Annotated in this window: 16 protein-coding genes; 5 read left to right on the plus strand and 11 right to left on the minus strand. The window is 59.9% G+C overall.

The window, feature by feature from the left end; translation table 11 throughout:
* Nucleotides 1-158: 158 nt before the first annotated feature.
* The 3 genes from ACRESH_RS21805 to ACRESH_RS21815 form a co-directional block, all read right to left on the minus strand.
* Nucleotides 159-446 (minus strand): PA4642 family protein, encoded by a 288-nt coding sequence (locus tag ACRESH_RS21805; RefSeq protein WP_431743923.1) that lies wholly within the window; start codon nt 444-446, stop codon nt 159-161.
* A 70-nt stretch (nt 447-516) separates the two neighbouring features.
* The gene (locus ACRESH_RS21810) at nt 517-984 is read right to left on the minus strand and encodes a hypothetical protein (RefSeq protein WP_431743924.1); all 468 of its coding nucleotides are present in this window, start codon (nt 982-984) and stop codon (nt 517-519) included.
* A gap of 58 nt (nt 985-1,042) precedes the next feature.
* A complete protein-coding gene (locus ACRESH_RS21815; RefSeq protein ID WP_431743925.1) occupies nt 1,043-1,600 on the minus strand; it encodes a hypoxanthine-guanine phosphoribosyltransferase in 558 nt (185 codons plus the stop codon).
* Between the two features lie 162 nt (nt 1,601-1,762).
* On the opposite strand from ACRESH_RS21815, the gene upp reads away from it, so the two are divergent.
* Entirely contained in the window at nt 1,763-2,401 is a 639-nt protein-coding gene (upp, locus tag ACRESH_RS21820; RefSeq protein WP_431743926.1) for a uracil phosphoribosyltransferase, read from the plus strand.
* 2 nt (nt 2,402-2,403) lie between these two features.
* Nucleotides 2,404-3,678 carry a uracil-xanthine permease family protein gene (locus ACRESH_RS21825; protein WP_431743927.1) on the plus strand — a complete coding sequence of 425 codons (1,275 nt, stop codon included), beginning with the start codon at nt 2,404-2,406 and terminating at the stop codon, nt 3,676-3,678.
* A gap of 124 nt (nt 3,679-3,802) precedes the next feature.
* On the opposite strand, the gene hemH is transcribed toward ACRESH_RS21825, so the two are convergent.
* A complete protein-coding gene (gene hemH / locus ACRESH_RS21830) occupies nt 3,803-4,819 on the minus strand; it encodes a ferrochelatase (protein WP_431743928.1) in 1,017 nt (338 codons plus the stop codon).
* A gap of 13 nt (nt 4,820-4,832) precedes the next feature.
* Nucleotides 4,833-5,738 (minus strand): TIGR01777 family oxidoreductase, encoded by a 906-nt coding sequence (locus ACRESH_RS21835; protein WP_431743929.1) that lies wholly within the window; start codon nt 5,736-5,738, stop codon nt 4,833-4,835.
* 185 nt (nt 5,739-5,923) lie between these two features.
* On the opposite strand from ACRESH_RS21835, the gene ACRESH_RS21840 reads away from it, so the two are divergent.
* From ACRESH_RS21840 to ACRESH_RS21850, 3 genes are all read left to right on the plus strand, one after another.
* Nucleotides 5,924-6,910 carry an NAD(P)/FAD-dependent oxidoreductase gene (locus ACRESH_RS21840; RefSeq protein ID WP_431743930.1) on the plus strand — a complete coding sequence of 329 codons (987 nt, stop codon included), beginning with the start codon at nt 5,924-5,926 and terminating at the stop codon, nt 6,908-6,910.
* Between the two features lie 537 nt (nt 6,911-7,447).
* Complete coding sequence (gene phrB / locus ACRESH_RS21845; RefSeq protein ID WP_431743931.1) at nt 7,448-8,893, plus strand: deoxyribodipyrimidine photo-lyase; 1,446 nt, start codon at nt 7,448-7,450, stop codon at nt 8,891-8,893.
* Nucleotides 8,886-9,590 carry an SDR family NAD(P)-dependent oxidoreductase gene (locus tag ACRESH_RS21850; protein WP_431743932.1) on the plus strand — a complete coding sequence of 235 codons (705 nt, stop codon included), beginning with the start codon at nt 8,886-8,888 and terminating at the stop codon, nt 9,588-9,590. Before phrB ends, ACRESH_RS21850 begins: the two co-directional genes overlap by 8 nt.
* A 37-nt stretch (nt 9,591-9,627) precedes the next feature.
* Here the strand turns inward: ACRESH_RS21850 and ACRESH_RS21855 are convergent, their stop codons facing one another.
* The 6 genes from ACRESH_RS21855 to hemA all read right to left on the minus strand — a co-directional run bounded on the left by ACRESH_RS21855 (nt 9,628) and on the right by hemA (nt 14,990).
* On the minus strand, nt 9,628-10,146 hold the full coding sequence (locus ACRESH_RS21855) for an acyloxyacyl hydrolase (RefSeq protein ID WP_431743933.1): 519 nt from the start codon (nt 10,144-10,146) through the stop codon (nt 9,628-9,630).
* Nucleotides 10,147-10,260: 114 nt separating this feature from the next.
* Nucleotides 10,261-11,061 carry a glutamate racemase gene (gene murI, locus ACRESH_RS21860; RefSeq protein WP_431743934.1) on the minus strand — a complete coding sequence of 267 codons (801 nt, stop codon included), beginning with the start codon at nt 11,059-11,061 and terminating at the stop codon, nt 10,261-10,263.
* Entirely contained in the window at nt 11,054-11,809 is a 756-nt protein-coding gene (locus tag ACRESH_RS21865) for a molybdopterin-synthase adenylyltransferase MoeB (protein ID WP_431743935.1), read from the minus strand. Before ACRESH_RS21865 ends, murI begins: the two co-directional genes overlap by 8 nt.
* On the minus strand, nt 11,803-12,633 hold the full coding sequence (gene prmC / locus ACRESH_RS21870; RefSeq protein ID WP_431743936.1) for a peptide chain release factor N(5)-glutamine methyltransferase: 831 nt from the start codon (nt 12,631-12,633) through the stop codon (nt 11,803-11,805). Before prmC ends, ACRESH_RS21865 begins: the two co-directional genes overlap by 7 nt.
* Entirely contained in the window at nt 12,634-13,716 is a 1,083-nt protein-coding gene (gene prfA / locus ACRESH_RS21875) for a peptide chain release factor 1 (protein ID WP_431743937.1), read from the minus strand.
* Nucleotides 13,713-14,990, minus strand: coding sequence for a glutamyl-tRNA reductase (hemA, locus tag ACRESH_RS21880; RefSeq protein ID WP_431743938.1), 1,278 nt, complete (start codon nt 14,988-14,990; stop codon nt 13,713-13,715). Before hemA ends, prfA begins: the two co-directional genes overlap by 4 nt.
* Nucleotides 14,991-15,131: the final 141 nt, after the last annotated feature.

Here is a 15,131-nt window from a genome sequence, read left to right on the forward strand (position 1 = left end):
GGAACAGGCTGGTCTGGCTGCGGGACTCTCCTTGTATGTAGGCCATAACGAAAAATGCTCCGTATCCTTCGATACGGAGCATTCTCTTAAAGGGCCGGGCAGATTGCTAGGTTTTCACACAGTCTGCTTCGGGGCGTTTTTTTATGCGCGCTGGGTGATCAGCCGCGTGCCTTGTCGATGATTTCGATGTACTCAGCGGCGTTACGCTGGTCGCGGATCTGATCGACGAAAGTCTGACCGTGCTCGTCCTTGCCATCCACGTCTAGGCCGGCCTCGACAAAGAAACCGACAAAGCGTTCGAAGTCGTCGATGCGCAGGCCACGATAGGCCTTGATCAGCTTGTGCAGCGAAGGTGAAGTGGCATCCGCCGGTTCGAACTGCAGGAAGGATTTGACGTACTCGTCGCTGATCTCATCCCCAATCACTTGCTTCTTGTCTTTACGCATTGCCGACTCCAACTGAACCATCACGGACATTTTCACGGGTCGGCAGTTTACCCCTGCCCGGCACCGGCGCTCAACGCGCGCGTACGGCCCCGGTATGCAGATCGGCCCAGACATGGCCATTGGCATAGGTGAGAAGCTGCACATAGACGGTGTTGTTGCGCAGCAGGTCGAGCATCACCTGGTACTGGCTGATTGGATAGTTCAGGCTCAGCATTTTGCGCTGGTCGTCGAATAACGGCTTTTTCAGGCTTTTACTTTCGGCATCGAAGGTGATCAGAACCTGACGTACTGTCGCGCCTTTGCTCAAAGGCTTGCCTTTCAGACGCAGGATCAAGGGTGAGGTGACCGGGATCGGCTGCTGGTTGGACTGACGCTGATTGCCCACCACCACCGAGTAATCGGTGACCTGAAGCAATTGCTGGGTTTCCGGGGCTTCCTGGCGCACCCCCAGATCGTCGGGTGGCAGGAACTGGCTGTGCAAAGGGGCAGCAGCCAACGGCATGCTCAATAGCAGCAGAAGGGGGACAATCGCACGCATGTCAGGCTCCTTAAGACGGCCTGGCACTCTAGCATGGGACTTGCCCCGCGATTGGACTTTAGAGCCCTTTGACGGCGTAAATACCATTGGCGTTGCGCCAGTAGCCTTTGTAGTCCATGCCATAACCAAAGACATAGCGATCAACGCAGCTCAGGCCACAGAAGTCGGCCTTGAGCTCCGCGCTGGCTTTGCGGTCGTGATCCTTGTCGATCAGTACGGCAGTGTGCACGGCGCGGGCACCGGCGTGCTTGCAGAAGTCGATGATCGCGCTGAGGGTGTGCCCTTCGTCGAGGATGTCGTCGATGATCAGCACGTCGCGGTCGATGAAGGAGACTTCCGGCTTGGCTTTCCAGAACAGATCACCACCGCTGGTCTGATTGCGGTAGCGGGTAGCGTGCAGGTAGGACGACTCGAGCGGGAACTGCAGGTGAGTCAGCAGCTTGCCGGCGAAAATAAGGCCACCGTTCATCACACAGAACACCACCGGGTTGCTCTCGGCAAGCACTTCGCTGATCTGCGCGCCAACGCGGGCAATGGCGGCCTCAACTTCGGCTTCGGTGTACAGGCAGTCAGCCTCTCGCATGACTTGACGGATATGCTCGAGATCAGCGGACATGGCGCTCTCCAGGGGCTACAGATGAGAAAAGCGGGCAAAGGTACGCATCCAAGGGCATCAGATCAAGCATTTATGGACTAACGTCCAGAATGCCTACAGGACACACGCGGCTGAATAGATTAATCTACCGCGGTTTTTTTGCCCGCCCCCGGAGCTTTTCCTATGCCTACCCGTGAGATCCGCCATCCGCTGATCCGTCACAAGCTCGGCCTGATGCGCCGTGCTGATATCAGCACCAAGAATTTCCGCGAACTCGCCCAGGAAGTCGGCACGCTCCTGACCTACGAGGCCACCAAAGACCTGCCCCTGGAAAGCTATGAAATCGATGGCTGGTGCGGCAAGGTCCAGGTCGAGAAAATCGCTGGCAAGAAGATTACTGTAGTACCGATTCTACGCGCGGGTATCGGCATGCTCGACGGCGTGCTCAGCCTGATCCCAGGCGCCAAGGTCAGCGCCGTGGGCGTTGCCCGTAACGAAGAAACCCTCGAAGCACACACCTACCTGGAAAAACTTGCACCGGAAATCGACGAGCGCCTGGCGCTGATCATCGACCCGATGCTGGCCACCGGTGCCTCGATGGTCGCCACCATCGACCTACTGAAGAAAGCCGGTTGCAAAGACATTCGCGCCATGGTCCTGGTTGCCGCTCCCGAAGGTATCGACACAGTCGAGAAAGCCCACCCGGACGTACAGATCTACACCGCCTCGATCGACGAACGTCTGAACGAGCACGGCTACATTATCCCGGGCCTGGGCGATGCCGGTGACAAGATCTTCGGTACCAAGCAGAAGGACGCCTGAGCATGCAGGATGAGTTCAACGACCCGCTCTGGCGCCAGGTCGTCTCCGGCGCGCAGATGCTCTTCGTAGCCTTCGGAGCGCTGGTGCTGATGCCGCTGATCACCGGCCTCGACCCGAATGTCGCGCTGTTCACCGCAGGTTTGGGAACTCTGCTGTTTCAGGTAGTCACCGGCCGTCAGGTACCGGTGTTCCTCGCTTCGAGTTTTGCCTTCATCACCCCGATCATTCTCGCCAAGGGTCAGTTCGGCCTGGCCGAGACCATGGGCGGGGTCATGGCGGCCGGCTTCGTCTACACCTTCCTCGGCCTGGCCGTGAAGATCAAGGGCACCGGTTTCATCGACCGCCTGCTACCGCCGGTGGTGATCGGTCCGGTGATCATTTCCATCGGTCTGGCCATGGCGCCGATTGCCGCCAACATGGCGATGGGCAAAGCCGGTGACGGCACCGAACTGCTGCCCTATGGCACCGCGATGATGATCTCGATGCCGGCGCTGCTGACCACTCTGATCGTTGCCGTATTCGGCAAGGGTATCTTCCGCCTGGTGCCGATCATCGCTGGCGTGTTGGTAGGCTTCGGCCTGTCGTTCTACTACGGCGTGGTCGACACCGCCAAGATTGCCGCCGCGCCCTGGCTGGCGCTGCCACACTTCACCGCACCTGCGTTCAACTGGCAGGCGATCCTGTTCATTGTGCCCGTCGCCCTGGCGCCGGCCATCGAGCATATCGGCGGCGTGATCGCCGTAGGCAGCGTGACCGGTCGGGACTACCTGAAAAAGCCCGGCCTGCACCGCACCCTGCTCGGTGACGGTATCGCCACCACGACTGCCGGTCTGTTCGGAGGCCCACCCAACACCACCTACGCCGAAGTCACTGGCGCGGTGATGCTAACCAAGAACTACAACCCGAAGATCATGACCTGGGCGGCGGTTTTCGCCATCACCCTGGCGTTCATCGGCAAGTTCGGCGCCTTGCTGCAGAGCATTCCGGTACCGGTGATGGGCGGGATCCTCTGCTTGCTGTTCGGCTCGATTGCAGCGGTGGGCATGAACACCATGATCCGCCACAAGATCGACCTGAGCGAAGCACGCAACCTGGTAATCGTCTCGGTGACGCTGGTGTTCGGCATTGGTGGCGTGCTGGTCGGTAGCGGCACCGGTCCGGACGACTGGGGCCTCAAAGGCATCGCACTGTGTGCGGTGGTGGCGATTGCTCTGAACCTGCTACTGCCGGGTAATGACGGCTGGAAGAAAAAAGCACTGGACGATCAGTTGCCTTGAGCATCAGATGAAAGTGCCCCTCTTGTAGGATTCATCCGCGAAGGACGGCAGCGTCGTCCCGACTCACTGCATGGGGCCGCTAACGCGGCCCTTCGCGGATAAATCCGCTCCTATGGGAATGCGCTTACTGCGCCTTTTCACACATTCCTTTCAACGCCTTCACCCACTGCGGGTGATCATTCAGGCATGGCACCAACACTAACTCCTCCCCACCTGCCGCGACAAACTGCTCGCGCCCGCGATCACCGATTTCTTCCAACGTCTCGATACAGTCGGCAACGAACGCCGGGCACATCACCAGCAACTTCTTCACCCCTGATTTACCCAACTCATCCAGATGCGTCTCGGTATAGGGTTCGATCCATTTCGCCCGGCCCAACCGCGACTGGAACGACACCGACCACTTGCCGTCAGCAATGCCCATCTTTCTCGCGAACGCCTGAGCGGTACGCAGACATTGGCCGCGATAGCAGACAGCAAGCATCTCAGGCGAAGAATCCCGACAGCAATCCTCAGCCTGGAAATCATGGCTGCCAGTCGGATCGAGCTTTTTCAAATGGCGCTCGGGCAGGCCATGGAAACTCATCAGCAGGTGGTCGAAATCCTGCTCAAGATAGGGTCGGGCACTTTCCACCAAGGCATCGATGTACACCGGCTGATCATAGAATGGCCGCAACACAGCCATCTCCAACGGCAACTTGTGCTCGGCCACCACCTGCCTGGCCTGCTCGACCACTGTGGTCACGGTGCTATCTGCGAACTGTGGATAAAGCGGCGCCAAGGTGACCTTGCGCACGCCTTGCGCGGCCAGACGCTGCAGCACCGCCGGCAAGGACGGCTCACCATAACGCATGGCGATTTCCACCGGTCCATGGCGCCAGTGCTCACGCATGGCAGCCTGCAAACGACGGGTCAGCACCACCAGTGGCGAGCCTTCATCCCACCAGATCGAGGCATAGGCATGAGCCGATTGCTCAGGACGCTTGATCAGGATCAGCGACACCAACAAACGCCGCACCGGCCAAGGCAGGTCGATGACGTAGGGGTCCATCAGAAACTGATTGAGGTAGCGGCGCACATCGGCCACCGAAGTGGAGGCCGGCGAGCCCAGATTGACCAGCAGCAGAGCGTGATCGGTCATGCAACGTCCTATTTCAGAGGCGCCTGGACAAGTCATCCAGGGCCGATTGCAAATCATTGAAGCGGAAGGTGAAACCCGCAGCCAGCAAGCGCACTGGCCGTGCCCGCTGCCCACCCAGCAGCAGGGCCGACAGCTCGCCCAACCCGGCCTTCAACACCAGTGCCGGCAGCGGCATGAATGCAGGACGATGCAGGGCGCGACCCAGACGTCTGGCAAACTCGCGGTTGCGCACCGGCTCCGGTGCGCAGGCATTATAAGGACCGCTGGCGTCCTTATGCTGCAAGAGAAAATCAATCAGGGCGATCTGGTCGTGTATATGGACCCACGGCATCCATTGCCGACCATCACCAATCGGCCCACCCAGACCCAACTTGAACGGCAGGCGCAGCCGCGACAAAAAGCCACCCTCGCTGGATAGCACCAGGCCCGTACGGACCAGCACCACACGGATACCCAGGGCTTGGGCTTGTTGCGCAGTTTCCTCCCAGGCAATGCACAGCTGACTGGCAAAGTCCTCCTTGACTGGCTGTGAGGACTCGGTCAGCTCTCGTTCGCCACCGTCGCCGTACCAACCTACCGCCGAACCGGAGATCAGCACTTCAGGGCGCTGTTGACGGCTTTCGAGCCAGGCAAGCAACTGTTCAGTGAGGGTGATCCGGCTGCTCCAGAGCACGGCACGCCGCCGCGTGCTCCAGGGACGATCAGCGATCGGCGCCCCGGCCAGATTGATCACCGCATCTATCGGTTGATCCTCACTCAATGCCTCGAGCCGGGCGACTCCCTGCACGCCAGCACCACACAATTTACCCACCTGCTCAGGCCGCCGACTCCAGACCGTCAAGCGATGCCCTTGCGCCAGCCAGAGCTGACAAAGCTGTTGACCTATCAATCCCGTACCGCCGGTCAGCAATATATGCATGACTGTGTCCTCACATGGCGCGCCCTGGTCTATTTTTAAGATCAAGGCACTTTTTTGAACGAACACGCTCGGATAAACATAGGCCAACCTGCGGTAACAAACGAAAACACCTTATACAGCATTGTAAAATTGTACAGGTTTGTCCGGCAGCGTAATCTGCAACCATAAGGTTCGAAGAGGCCATCATGACTGTACCTATTGCCATCATCGGTGCCGGAATCGCCGGGCTGTCAGCGGCCCAGGCACTGCAAAAAGCCGGGCAGACCGTCCACTTGTTCGACAAGGGGCACGGCAGCGGCGGCCGCATGGCCAGCAAACGCAGCGATGCTGGCGCCCTGGACCTCGGCGCCCAGTACTTCACTGCCCGCGACCGGCGCTTTGTCGAACAAGTTCAGCAATGGGTCGCTGCCGGCTGGGTCGCCGAGTGGAAGCCTCAGCTCTATAACTACCACAACGGCGTTCTGAGTCCGTCGCCGGACGAGCAGACCCGCTGGGTCGGCGTGCCGCGCATGAGTGCCATTACCCGCGGCTTGCTCAAGGACCTGACGGTCAACTTCACCTGCCGAATCGCCGAGGTGTTTCGCGGCAAGCACTACTGGCATCTGCAAGATACTGATAGCTGCAGCCACGGTCCGTTCAGCCGGGTGATTGTCGCGGTACCTGCGCCCCAGGCCACTCAATTGCTGACTGCCACACCCAAGCTTGCGGCAACCGTAGCGGGCGTGCAGATGGACCCGACCTGGGCGATTGCCCTGGCCTTCGATACGCCACTGGACACACCGATGCAGGGCTGCTTCGTGCAGGACAGCTCCCTTGACTGGCTGGCTCGCAACCGCAGCAAACCGGGGCGTGACGAGCACATGGACACCTGGGTCCTGCATGCCACTTCGAGCTGGAGCAAACAGCACATCGATCTGAGCAAGGAGAAGGTGATAGAGCAGCTTTGGGGCGACTTCGCCGAATTGGTCGGCTGCGTGGTCCCAGCTCCCAACTTCTCCCTCGCCCATCGCTGGCTCTATGCACGCCCGGCCAGCAACCACGAATGGGGCGCCCTGGCCGATGCCGACCTGGGCCTGTATGCCTGCGGCGACTGGTGCCTGTCCGGACGCGTCGAAGGCGCCTGGCTCAGTGGCCAGGAAGCAGCGCGGCGGCTGCTTGAGCACCTGGAATGATCTCCACGGGGCCAACTGCCAGCGCCCTAAGCCTTGTGACGACAACCCATACAAAAGCTGTACAAAATAATTGATTTGAACAACCTTACTCCTAGGATGATCCTGTACATGAATTTCACTCCGTACAAGATCATTTGGAGCTCGCCGTGGATGATTCACTCTCCGCCCTCAGGCCCAGAATCGCTGTCAGCGCCTACCTGACCGGCGCCAAGGTTCGCTACAGCGGCGGCCAGGATCCAGCACTGGATCTCTCTGGCCCGTTACAAGCCTATGGACAACAGATGGCCACGGGCCTTGCTGTTGCGCATTGGCCAGGCCGTCAACCTGCGCTAACTTCAACGCAGTCTCGCCACTATCGATATTCTGAAACTCCTGAGTGGTAGCGCAGTCAGCATTCATAGGGATGCTATCGAAGACTGGTCACTCGCCGACCTGTATCTGCTCGATCCCCCGCTGGATGTGCTGCACAGCTTGCAACGACTGCACCTGTTGCAAGGGTATTGTCATGAAGGTAACTGCTGTTGACTGGGGAGCACCATGCAACTGATCTGGATGCGCAGCGATCTGCGCGTACACGACAACACTGCACTATCTGCCGCGTGTGAACAGGGGCCGACCCTGGCGGTCTGGCTGGTCAGTGCGCAGCAGTGGCGTAGCCATGATGATGCCCCGTGCAAAATCGATTTCTGGTTACGCAACCTGGCTGCACTGGGGAAGCACCTTGCCACGCTGAACATCCCTTTGCTGGTGCGCGAAGCCAACACCTGGGACCAGGCCCCTGATGTGCTGTTGCAGATCTGCCGCGAGCATCGGGTTCAGGCGCTGCACCTGAATGAAGAATACGGCGTCAACGAAAGCCGCCGCGATCATGCCGTCAGCGAGGCGCTGAAGCAGGCTGGCATTGCGGTGCACTGCCATTTGGACCAATTGTTGTTCAAACCCGGTAGCATCCTCACACGCACAGGTGGCTACTTTCAGGTCTTCAGCCAGTTTCGCAAGGCCTGCTACGAACGGCTATACCTGAGCCTGCCCAGCCTGCAACGCCCGATAGCACCTCAGGCAATGCTCGCGGTTGTCAGCGACGAGATTCCCTCCCAGGTGCCAGGTTTCGAACTGCCACCTGCCAGCCTGCGCGACCTCTGGCCAGCCGGTGAAACCGAGGCCCATGCGCGTCTGCAGCGATTTATCGATGAAGCCATTGATGACTACCAGCAGCAACGGGACTTTCCCGCCGCTGCTGGCACCAGCCAGCTCTCGCCCTACCTCGCAGCGGGCGTAATCTCACCTCGCCAGTGTTTGCATCGAGCCCTAGCACGTAACTACGGAGAGTTTGATAGCGGTAACAGCGGGCTGGTGACCTGGATCAATGAGTTGCTCTGGCGTGAATTCTACAAGCACATTCTGGTCGGCTATCCACGAGTATCCCGAAACCGCGCCTTCCGCCAGGAAACCGAAGCCCTGCGCTGGCGTCACGCTCCCGAGGATTTGAAGGCCTGGCAGGAGGGGCGCACCGGCTTTCCGATCATTGACGCTGCCATGCGCCAGCTGCTTGCCACCGGCTGGATGCACAATCGACTACGGATGATTGTGGCGATGTTCCTGACCAAGAATCTGCTGATCGACTGGCGCGAAGGCGAGCGCTTCTTCATGCGCCACCTGATCGATGGCGACCTGGCGGCCAACAATGGCGGCTGGCAGTGGAGTGCCTCTACGGGAACCGATGCGGTGCCCTACTTTCGGATATTCAATCCGGTCAGCCAATCCCGGCGTTCCGACAGCCAAGGCAGCTTTATCAAGGCCTGGCTGCCGGAACTGGCTGAGTTCGATGAAAAAAACATTCACAACCCAGTGCCATCTGCAGAGCTATTTGTTACAAATGGCTATCCACCCCCCATTGTGGACCTCGGTAGCAGTCGCCAACGTGCCTTGAATGCATTCAAGAATTTGTCCACGCGGCAGGTTGAGGAATCGCCTCTTGAATAACCCTATCAGCAAACGTGTTTGGGTTACCGGTGCCAGTAGCGGCCTAGGATTAGCACTGGTCGAGCACCTGCTGGAAAAAGGCGCGCGGGTAGCAGCCAGCGGCCGAGCCTGTAAAACCTTGCAGGACTTGACCCTGCAATACCATCCGAATTTGCTGTTGCTCGACAGCAACCTGACCGAGCAACTTGAAGCGCTGGAAGCCGCCAAGCAAATCACTGATCGTTGGGGAGCGCTCGATTGCCTGATTATTAATGCCGGGACTTGCGACTACCTGGCGGTTGATACGCCGGCTCCGGCCATTTTCGAAAGCATTGTCAGCAGCAACCTCAGCGCCTCCAGCTATTGCCTGGAAAGTGCCGTGCCGCTGCTGCAAGGAGGTCGTTCGCCTCAGGTGGCCGGTATTCTCAGTCGGTATTCATCGCTACAACTGAATGAGGCCAGCCAACTGACTACAGCGGACAACAGCTTGATGCAGCTATTCAACAACCAGCGCGCCACCCTCGCCGCTCAGGCTATCGACCTGACGATCATTGCCCCACTGAATTTGAAGTTTCCGCTGATACCGGAGCAGATCATTCCAGAGCAATGGACTGCACAGAGCGCTGCAGAGGTCATCCTCAATCGTCTGCCTGCTCGCTCAGCCAATCTGGTCCTGGAAGCCCTGCACCTGAATAATCTCTGGCCGCTACCCAAGTAAGCAGCAGGCCCTGCAATCAATGCAGGGCCGGAGCAGGCTACAGAGGCATGCGGTAATGAAGCGCGTAGCTTTCTACACCGTCGTTAGGCGTTTGCAGCCCGGCATTGGAATAGTGGATGGCGCGCAGGCCGACTTCATGTCCAGCGGCGAAACGCAGACCGAAACCGATACGATCTTCGAACTGGAAAGACGAACCCAAGTCGCTGTCTTCGATCTCTGTGCTGGAGAACGCCGCCACCCCGACACCGACTTCGATATAGGGTTTTACCGACTCCCCAGCAAACTCGTAGACGAATACGGGAGCAAAGGAAAGACTGTGGCTACTTGCCGTCTCGTCACCGTCCCAATAGGTGTAGCCAGCGTCCCAATAACCGGTAATCCGGCCAACACTAGTTTGCCACCAGCTGACATCCCAGTTCGATTGCAGGCCTAAGCGATAGGTCATGGTCGAGTCGCTAGTCTGCCCAAGCGAAAAAGAGACATCTGCCGCTTGAGCTGTAAACGATTGCCCCAGGATCACGGCCGCAACTGCAGCCAAACAAAGCAGTTTCTTCATGAGAAACGTCCTTTTTCCTAATGCTGATGTTGGTTCTTCTGTCTCGCCGGACAAAATTATAGAAATCGGCAGTGCGGCGTTAATTCATCAGAATGTCAGTGCTTATCGCACTTTTCACATAGTGAAGCTTCGCACACTGTCAGATTTATTCCACAACAATGGAAGTATCTTTCGCAAATGTTCCGGGCTCGAACTCGTCCAGAACTGCGCATCACGCGCCGGGCCGCCAGCCAGCAATTGCTGCTCGCCCAGCAGCCGTTGCAGCTGGCGGGCGACCGCTGCACCGGTATCAATGATGGCAATGGATGGCGGCACCATCTGCGCCAGCAGCGGCTTGAGGAAAGGGTAATGCGTACACCCCAGAATCAAGGTGTCACAGCCCGCATCGAGCAAGGGTCTCAAGTAACCCTGAAGCAAGTCACGCAGGGTCGGGCTGCCCAGGTCCCCCGCTTCGATGCACTCGACCAGCCCAGGACACGGCTGGGTCACCACCCGTACGTCGTTGGCGAATCGATCGAGCAGGGCAGCAAACTTGGCGCTCTGCAGTGTGCCGGTGGTGGCCAGCACCCCCACCACGCCACTGCGGGTCGCGGCAGCCGCGGGCTTGACCGCAGGCTCCATCCCCACCAATGGCCAATCCGGATACTGCTCACGCAGATCGGCCACCGCCGCCACGGTGGCGGTGTTGCAGGCGAGCACCATGGCCTTGGCGCCCTGCCCGCGGAAAAATTCGGCAACCAGGCGGCAGCGCTGGCGGATGAACTCAGGGGATTTCTCGCCGTAGGGAATATGCCCACAGTCGGCGACGTACAGCAGCGACTCATTGGGCAGCAAGCGCTGGATTTCTGCCAGCACCGACAAGCCCCCTACGCCGGAATCGAAGACGCCGACCGGCGCTGCTGCCTGATCAGTCATCGTGCCCGCCACAGACGCTGCATCCCGGATCACGTTTGACTCGCAACTCGCGGAAACGGCTGCCCAAGGCATCGATCAGCAGCAACCGCCCTACCAGCGGCTCACCAAAACCGGCCAATAGTTTGAGCGCTTCCAGGGCCTGCAGGCTGCCCACCAGGCCTACCAGCGGACCGACGACCCCAGCTTCGCTACAGGTCAGCTCGGCTTCACTGCCATGGCCATAGAGGCAGTGGTAGCAGGGGCTTTCAGGACGACGCGGATCGAACACTGACAACTGCCCTTCCAGGCGAATCGCCGCACCACTGACCAGCGGCTTGCCCTGTGCCACGCAGACGGCATTGACCGCCTCGCGAGTAGCGAAGTTGTCTGTGCAATCGAGCACCAGATCCACCGCCTGCACGGCACCCGCCAGGGAGTCTTCATCCAGGGCGCTGCGGTGCGCCAGCAGACGGACCTCAGGGTTGATCGCCTGCAAGCGGGTCAACGCCGAGTCAACCTTGCTCAAACCAACCGATGCTGTGTCATGCAACACCTGGCGCTGCAAGTTGGTCAGGTCGACCGTATCGAAATCCGCCAGGTGCAGCTCACCGACCCCCGCCGCCGCCAGGTATAACGCCACGGGAGACCCCAGGCCGCCGAGACCGACAATTAATACCCGGCTGTTTTTGAGCCGCAGTTGTCCATCGATATCGACCTGAGCCAGGAGGATCTGCCGACTGTAGCGCAACAGCTCCTGATCACTCAGCACGACAGTCGCCCCAAGCTAATACGTTCATGCCCACCGAGATCGATACGGCTTTCGATCTGCTCGAAATCGTGCTGGGCCAGCAGCTCCCGCACCGCGGCGCCTTGGTCATAACCGTGCTCAAGCAGCAACCAGCCGCCTGGCTGCAAATGCACAGGCGCCTGACTGATGATAATACGCAGGTCGTCCAGGCCATCGGCACCGGCCACCAGGGCGCTGCTCGGCTCAAAGCGCACATCACCGGCCACCAGGTGCGGATCCTCGGCAGCGATGTAGGGCGGATTGCTGATGATCAGATCAAAGCGCTGCCCCTGCAGAGAGTCGAACCAGTGGCTGCTGAGCACCTGAACATTGCTCAACTGCAGACGCTGGCGATTGCGCTCGGCCAGGGCCACGGCCTCAAGCACGCGGTCCACTGCCGTGACCTGCCACTGGGCCCGTTCACTGGCCAGGGCCAGGGCAATGGCACCAGTGCCGGTACCCAGGTCCAGCACGCGAACCGGGCTCAACGGCAATAGTTCCAGGGCAGTTTCAACCAACAGCTCAGTGTCCGGACGCGGAATCAGGGTATGCGGCGCCACCTCCAGGTCCAGGTTCCAGAAACCTTGCTGACCGAGGATGTAGGCCACCGGCTCGCCGCTACGGCGACGCTGCAGGTACTCGGCGAGCGTCAACGCCGCTTCGCTGCTGACAATCCGCTCAGGCCAGGTATGCAGATAGCTGCGCGACTTGCCGATGGCGGCGGCCAACAGCAGTTCCACATCCAGGCGCGCCGTTGGCGAATCCGGTAGCTCCGCAGCGCGGAGCAGGCTGGCGATAATCGTCATTTACTCACCCAGTGCAGCCAGTTGGTCAGCCTGATACTCGGCCAGCAGCGGTTCGATAACCGCGTCGACCCCACCCGCCAGAACATCATCCAGGGAATACAAGGTCAGGTTGATACGGTGATCGGTGACCCGGCCCTGTGGATAGTTGTAAGTACGAATCCGCTCGGAACGGTCGCCCGAGCCCACCAGCAGCTTACGCTCACTGGCAATTGCATTCTGCGCGGCGCTGGTCTGCATGTCGTTGAGCTTGGCCGACAGCCAGGACATCGCCCGTGCGCGGTTCTTGTGCTGGGAACGCTCTTCCTGGCACTCGACCACCATACCTGTAGGCAAGTGGGTAATGCGCACTGCCGAGTCGGTTTTGTTAATGTGCTGACCACCGGCGCCGGAGGCACGGTAAGTATCCACACGCAGATCCGCCGGGTTGATCTCGATCGCCACCTGCTCGTCGGGCTCGGGCAGTACCGCCACGGTGCAGGCCGAGGTGTGGATGCGGCCCTGGGATTCGGTTTCCGGCACGCGCTGGACACGATGGGCACCGGACTCGAACTTCAGCTTGCCATAGACATGGTCGCCCTCGACCCGGGCGATGATTTCCTTGTAGCCGCCGTGTTCGCCCTCGTTCTCCGAGAGGATTTCCAGGCGCCAGCCACGGCGTTCGGCGTAGCGCGCGTACATGCGGAACAGGTCGCCGGAGAAGATCGCCGCCTCGTCACCACCGGTACCGGCGCGGATTTCCAGGAACACGTTGCGCCCATCGTTGGGATCCTTGGGCAGCAACATGCGCTGCAGCTGGTTCTCCATCTCGGCCAGTTGTTCCTTGGCTTCACGCACTTCCTCCACGGCCATTTCGCGCAGGTCAGGGTCGCTGTCCTTGAGCAGCGCCTGGGCGCCAGCCAGGTCGTCCTGCACCTTGCGCCACTGGGCGTAGGCCGTGGCCACGGGCTCGACTTCGGCATATTCACGGGAATAGGCGCGAAAGCGGGTCTGGTCGGAAATGACTTCGGCATCACCCAGCAGGGCGGTCAATTCCTCGAAACGATCCTGGAGAGTGTCCAGTTTATTGAGCAGCGACGCTTTCATTGCGGGGTTTTATCCGTCGGTCCCTCATTGAGGGCAAAGAGTTCCTGAGCCATGGCCAGCGCATCGAGCCGGCCTTCGGCAGAGAGCTTTTTCAGCTGCACACTGGGTGCATGGAGCAATTTGTTGGTCAGCCCGCGAGCCAGTTGCACCAGCACCTCTTCGGCGCTGCCACCATTGGCCAGAAGACGCTGGGCCTTTTGCAATTCTTCGTCACGCAAGCGTTCGCTCTGCTGACGGTATGCCTTGAGCACATCCACCGCCGCCAGCTCACGCAGGCGCGCCATGAAATCTTCGGCGCCCACCGAGACCAGCTCTTCGGCGGCCTGGGCAGCGCCCTGGCGGCTCTTGAGGTTCTCGGCGACCACATCGTGCAGGTCATCGACGGTATACAGGTACACATCGTCCAGCTCACCGACTTCTGGCTCGATGTCCCGCGGCACGGCGATATCGACCATGAAAATCGGCTTGTGTCGGCGCTGCTTCAACGCACTTTCCACCGCCCCCTTACCCAAAATCGGCAACTGGCTGGCAGTGGAACTGATGACAATATCGCTGTTGACCAATTCCTGCGGGATATCTGCCAGCAGCACCGCATGAGCGCCGAACTGTGCAGCCAGGGTACTGGCCCGCTCCAGGGTACGGTTGGCCACCACGATACGCCGTACGCCCTGCTCGTGCAGGTGCCGCGCCACCAGGGTGATGGTTTCGCCCGCGCCAATCAGCAACGCCTGGCTACGACCCAGGTCGCTGAAAATCTGCTTGGCCAGGCTGACGGCGGCAAAGGCCACCGACACCGGGTTCTCACCAATGGCGGTGTCGGTGCGTACCTGCTTGGCTGCGCTGAAGGTCGCCTGGAACAGACGACCAAGCAGCGGGCCGATGGTCCCGGCTTCGCGGGCCACGGCGTAGGCAGACTTCATCTGACCGAGGATCTGCGGCTCGCCAAGCACCAGCGAGTCGAGCCCGGACGCCACGCGCATCATGTGCCGAACCGCATCATGATCCTCATGGATGTAGGCACTGGCGCGAAGCTCATCGAGGCTCAGCTGATGGTATTCGGCCAACCAGCGCAGAATGCTCTCTGCCGCCAGGTGGTCCTGCTCTATATACAGTTCACTGCGGTTGCAGGTCGAAAGGATCGCGGCTTCGCGGCTGGCAGTCAGTCGGCAGAGCTGCTGCAAGGCGTCCACCAGCTGCTCAGGAGTAAACGCCACGCGCTCGCGTACGTCTACCGAGGCAGTCTTATGGTTGATACCGAGGGCAAGAAAGGCCATGCAAGGTCGCTGATTATGACGAGAAGCCGATAATTGTCCTACTTCGCAGGTTTCAGAACAACCACCGCTCGCTATTGTCTCTATAGTCTACCTCTACCGAGACCTTCGCTTATGGGTTTGCCCCGGCGCTTGTGTCATGAT

The organism is Pseudomonas sp. (assembly GCF_050739775.1).
Classification (GTDB): domain Bacteria; phylum Pseudomonadota; class Gammaproteobacteria; order Pseudomonadales; family Pseudomonadaceae; genus Aquipseudomonas.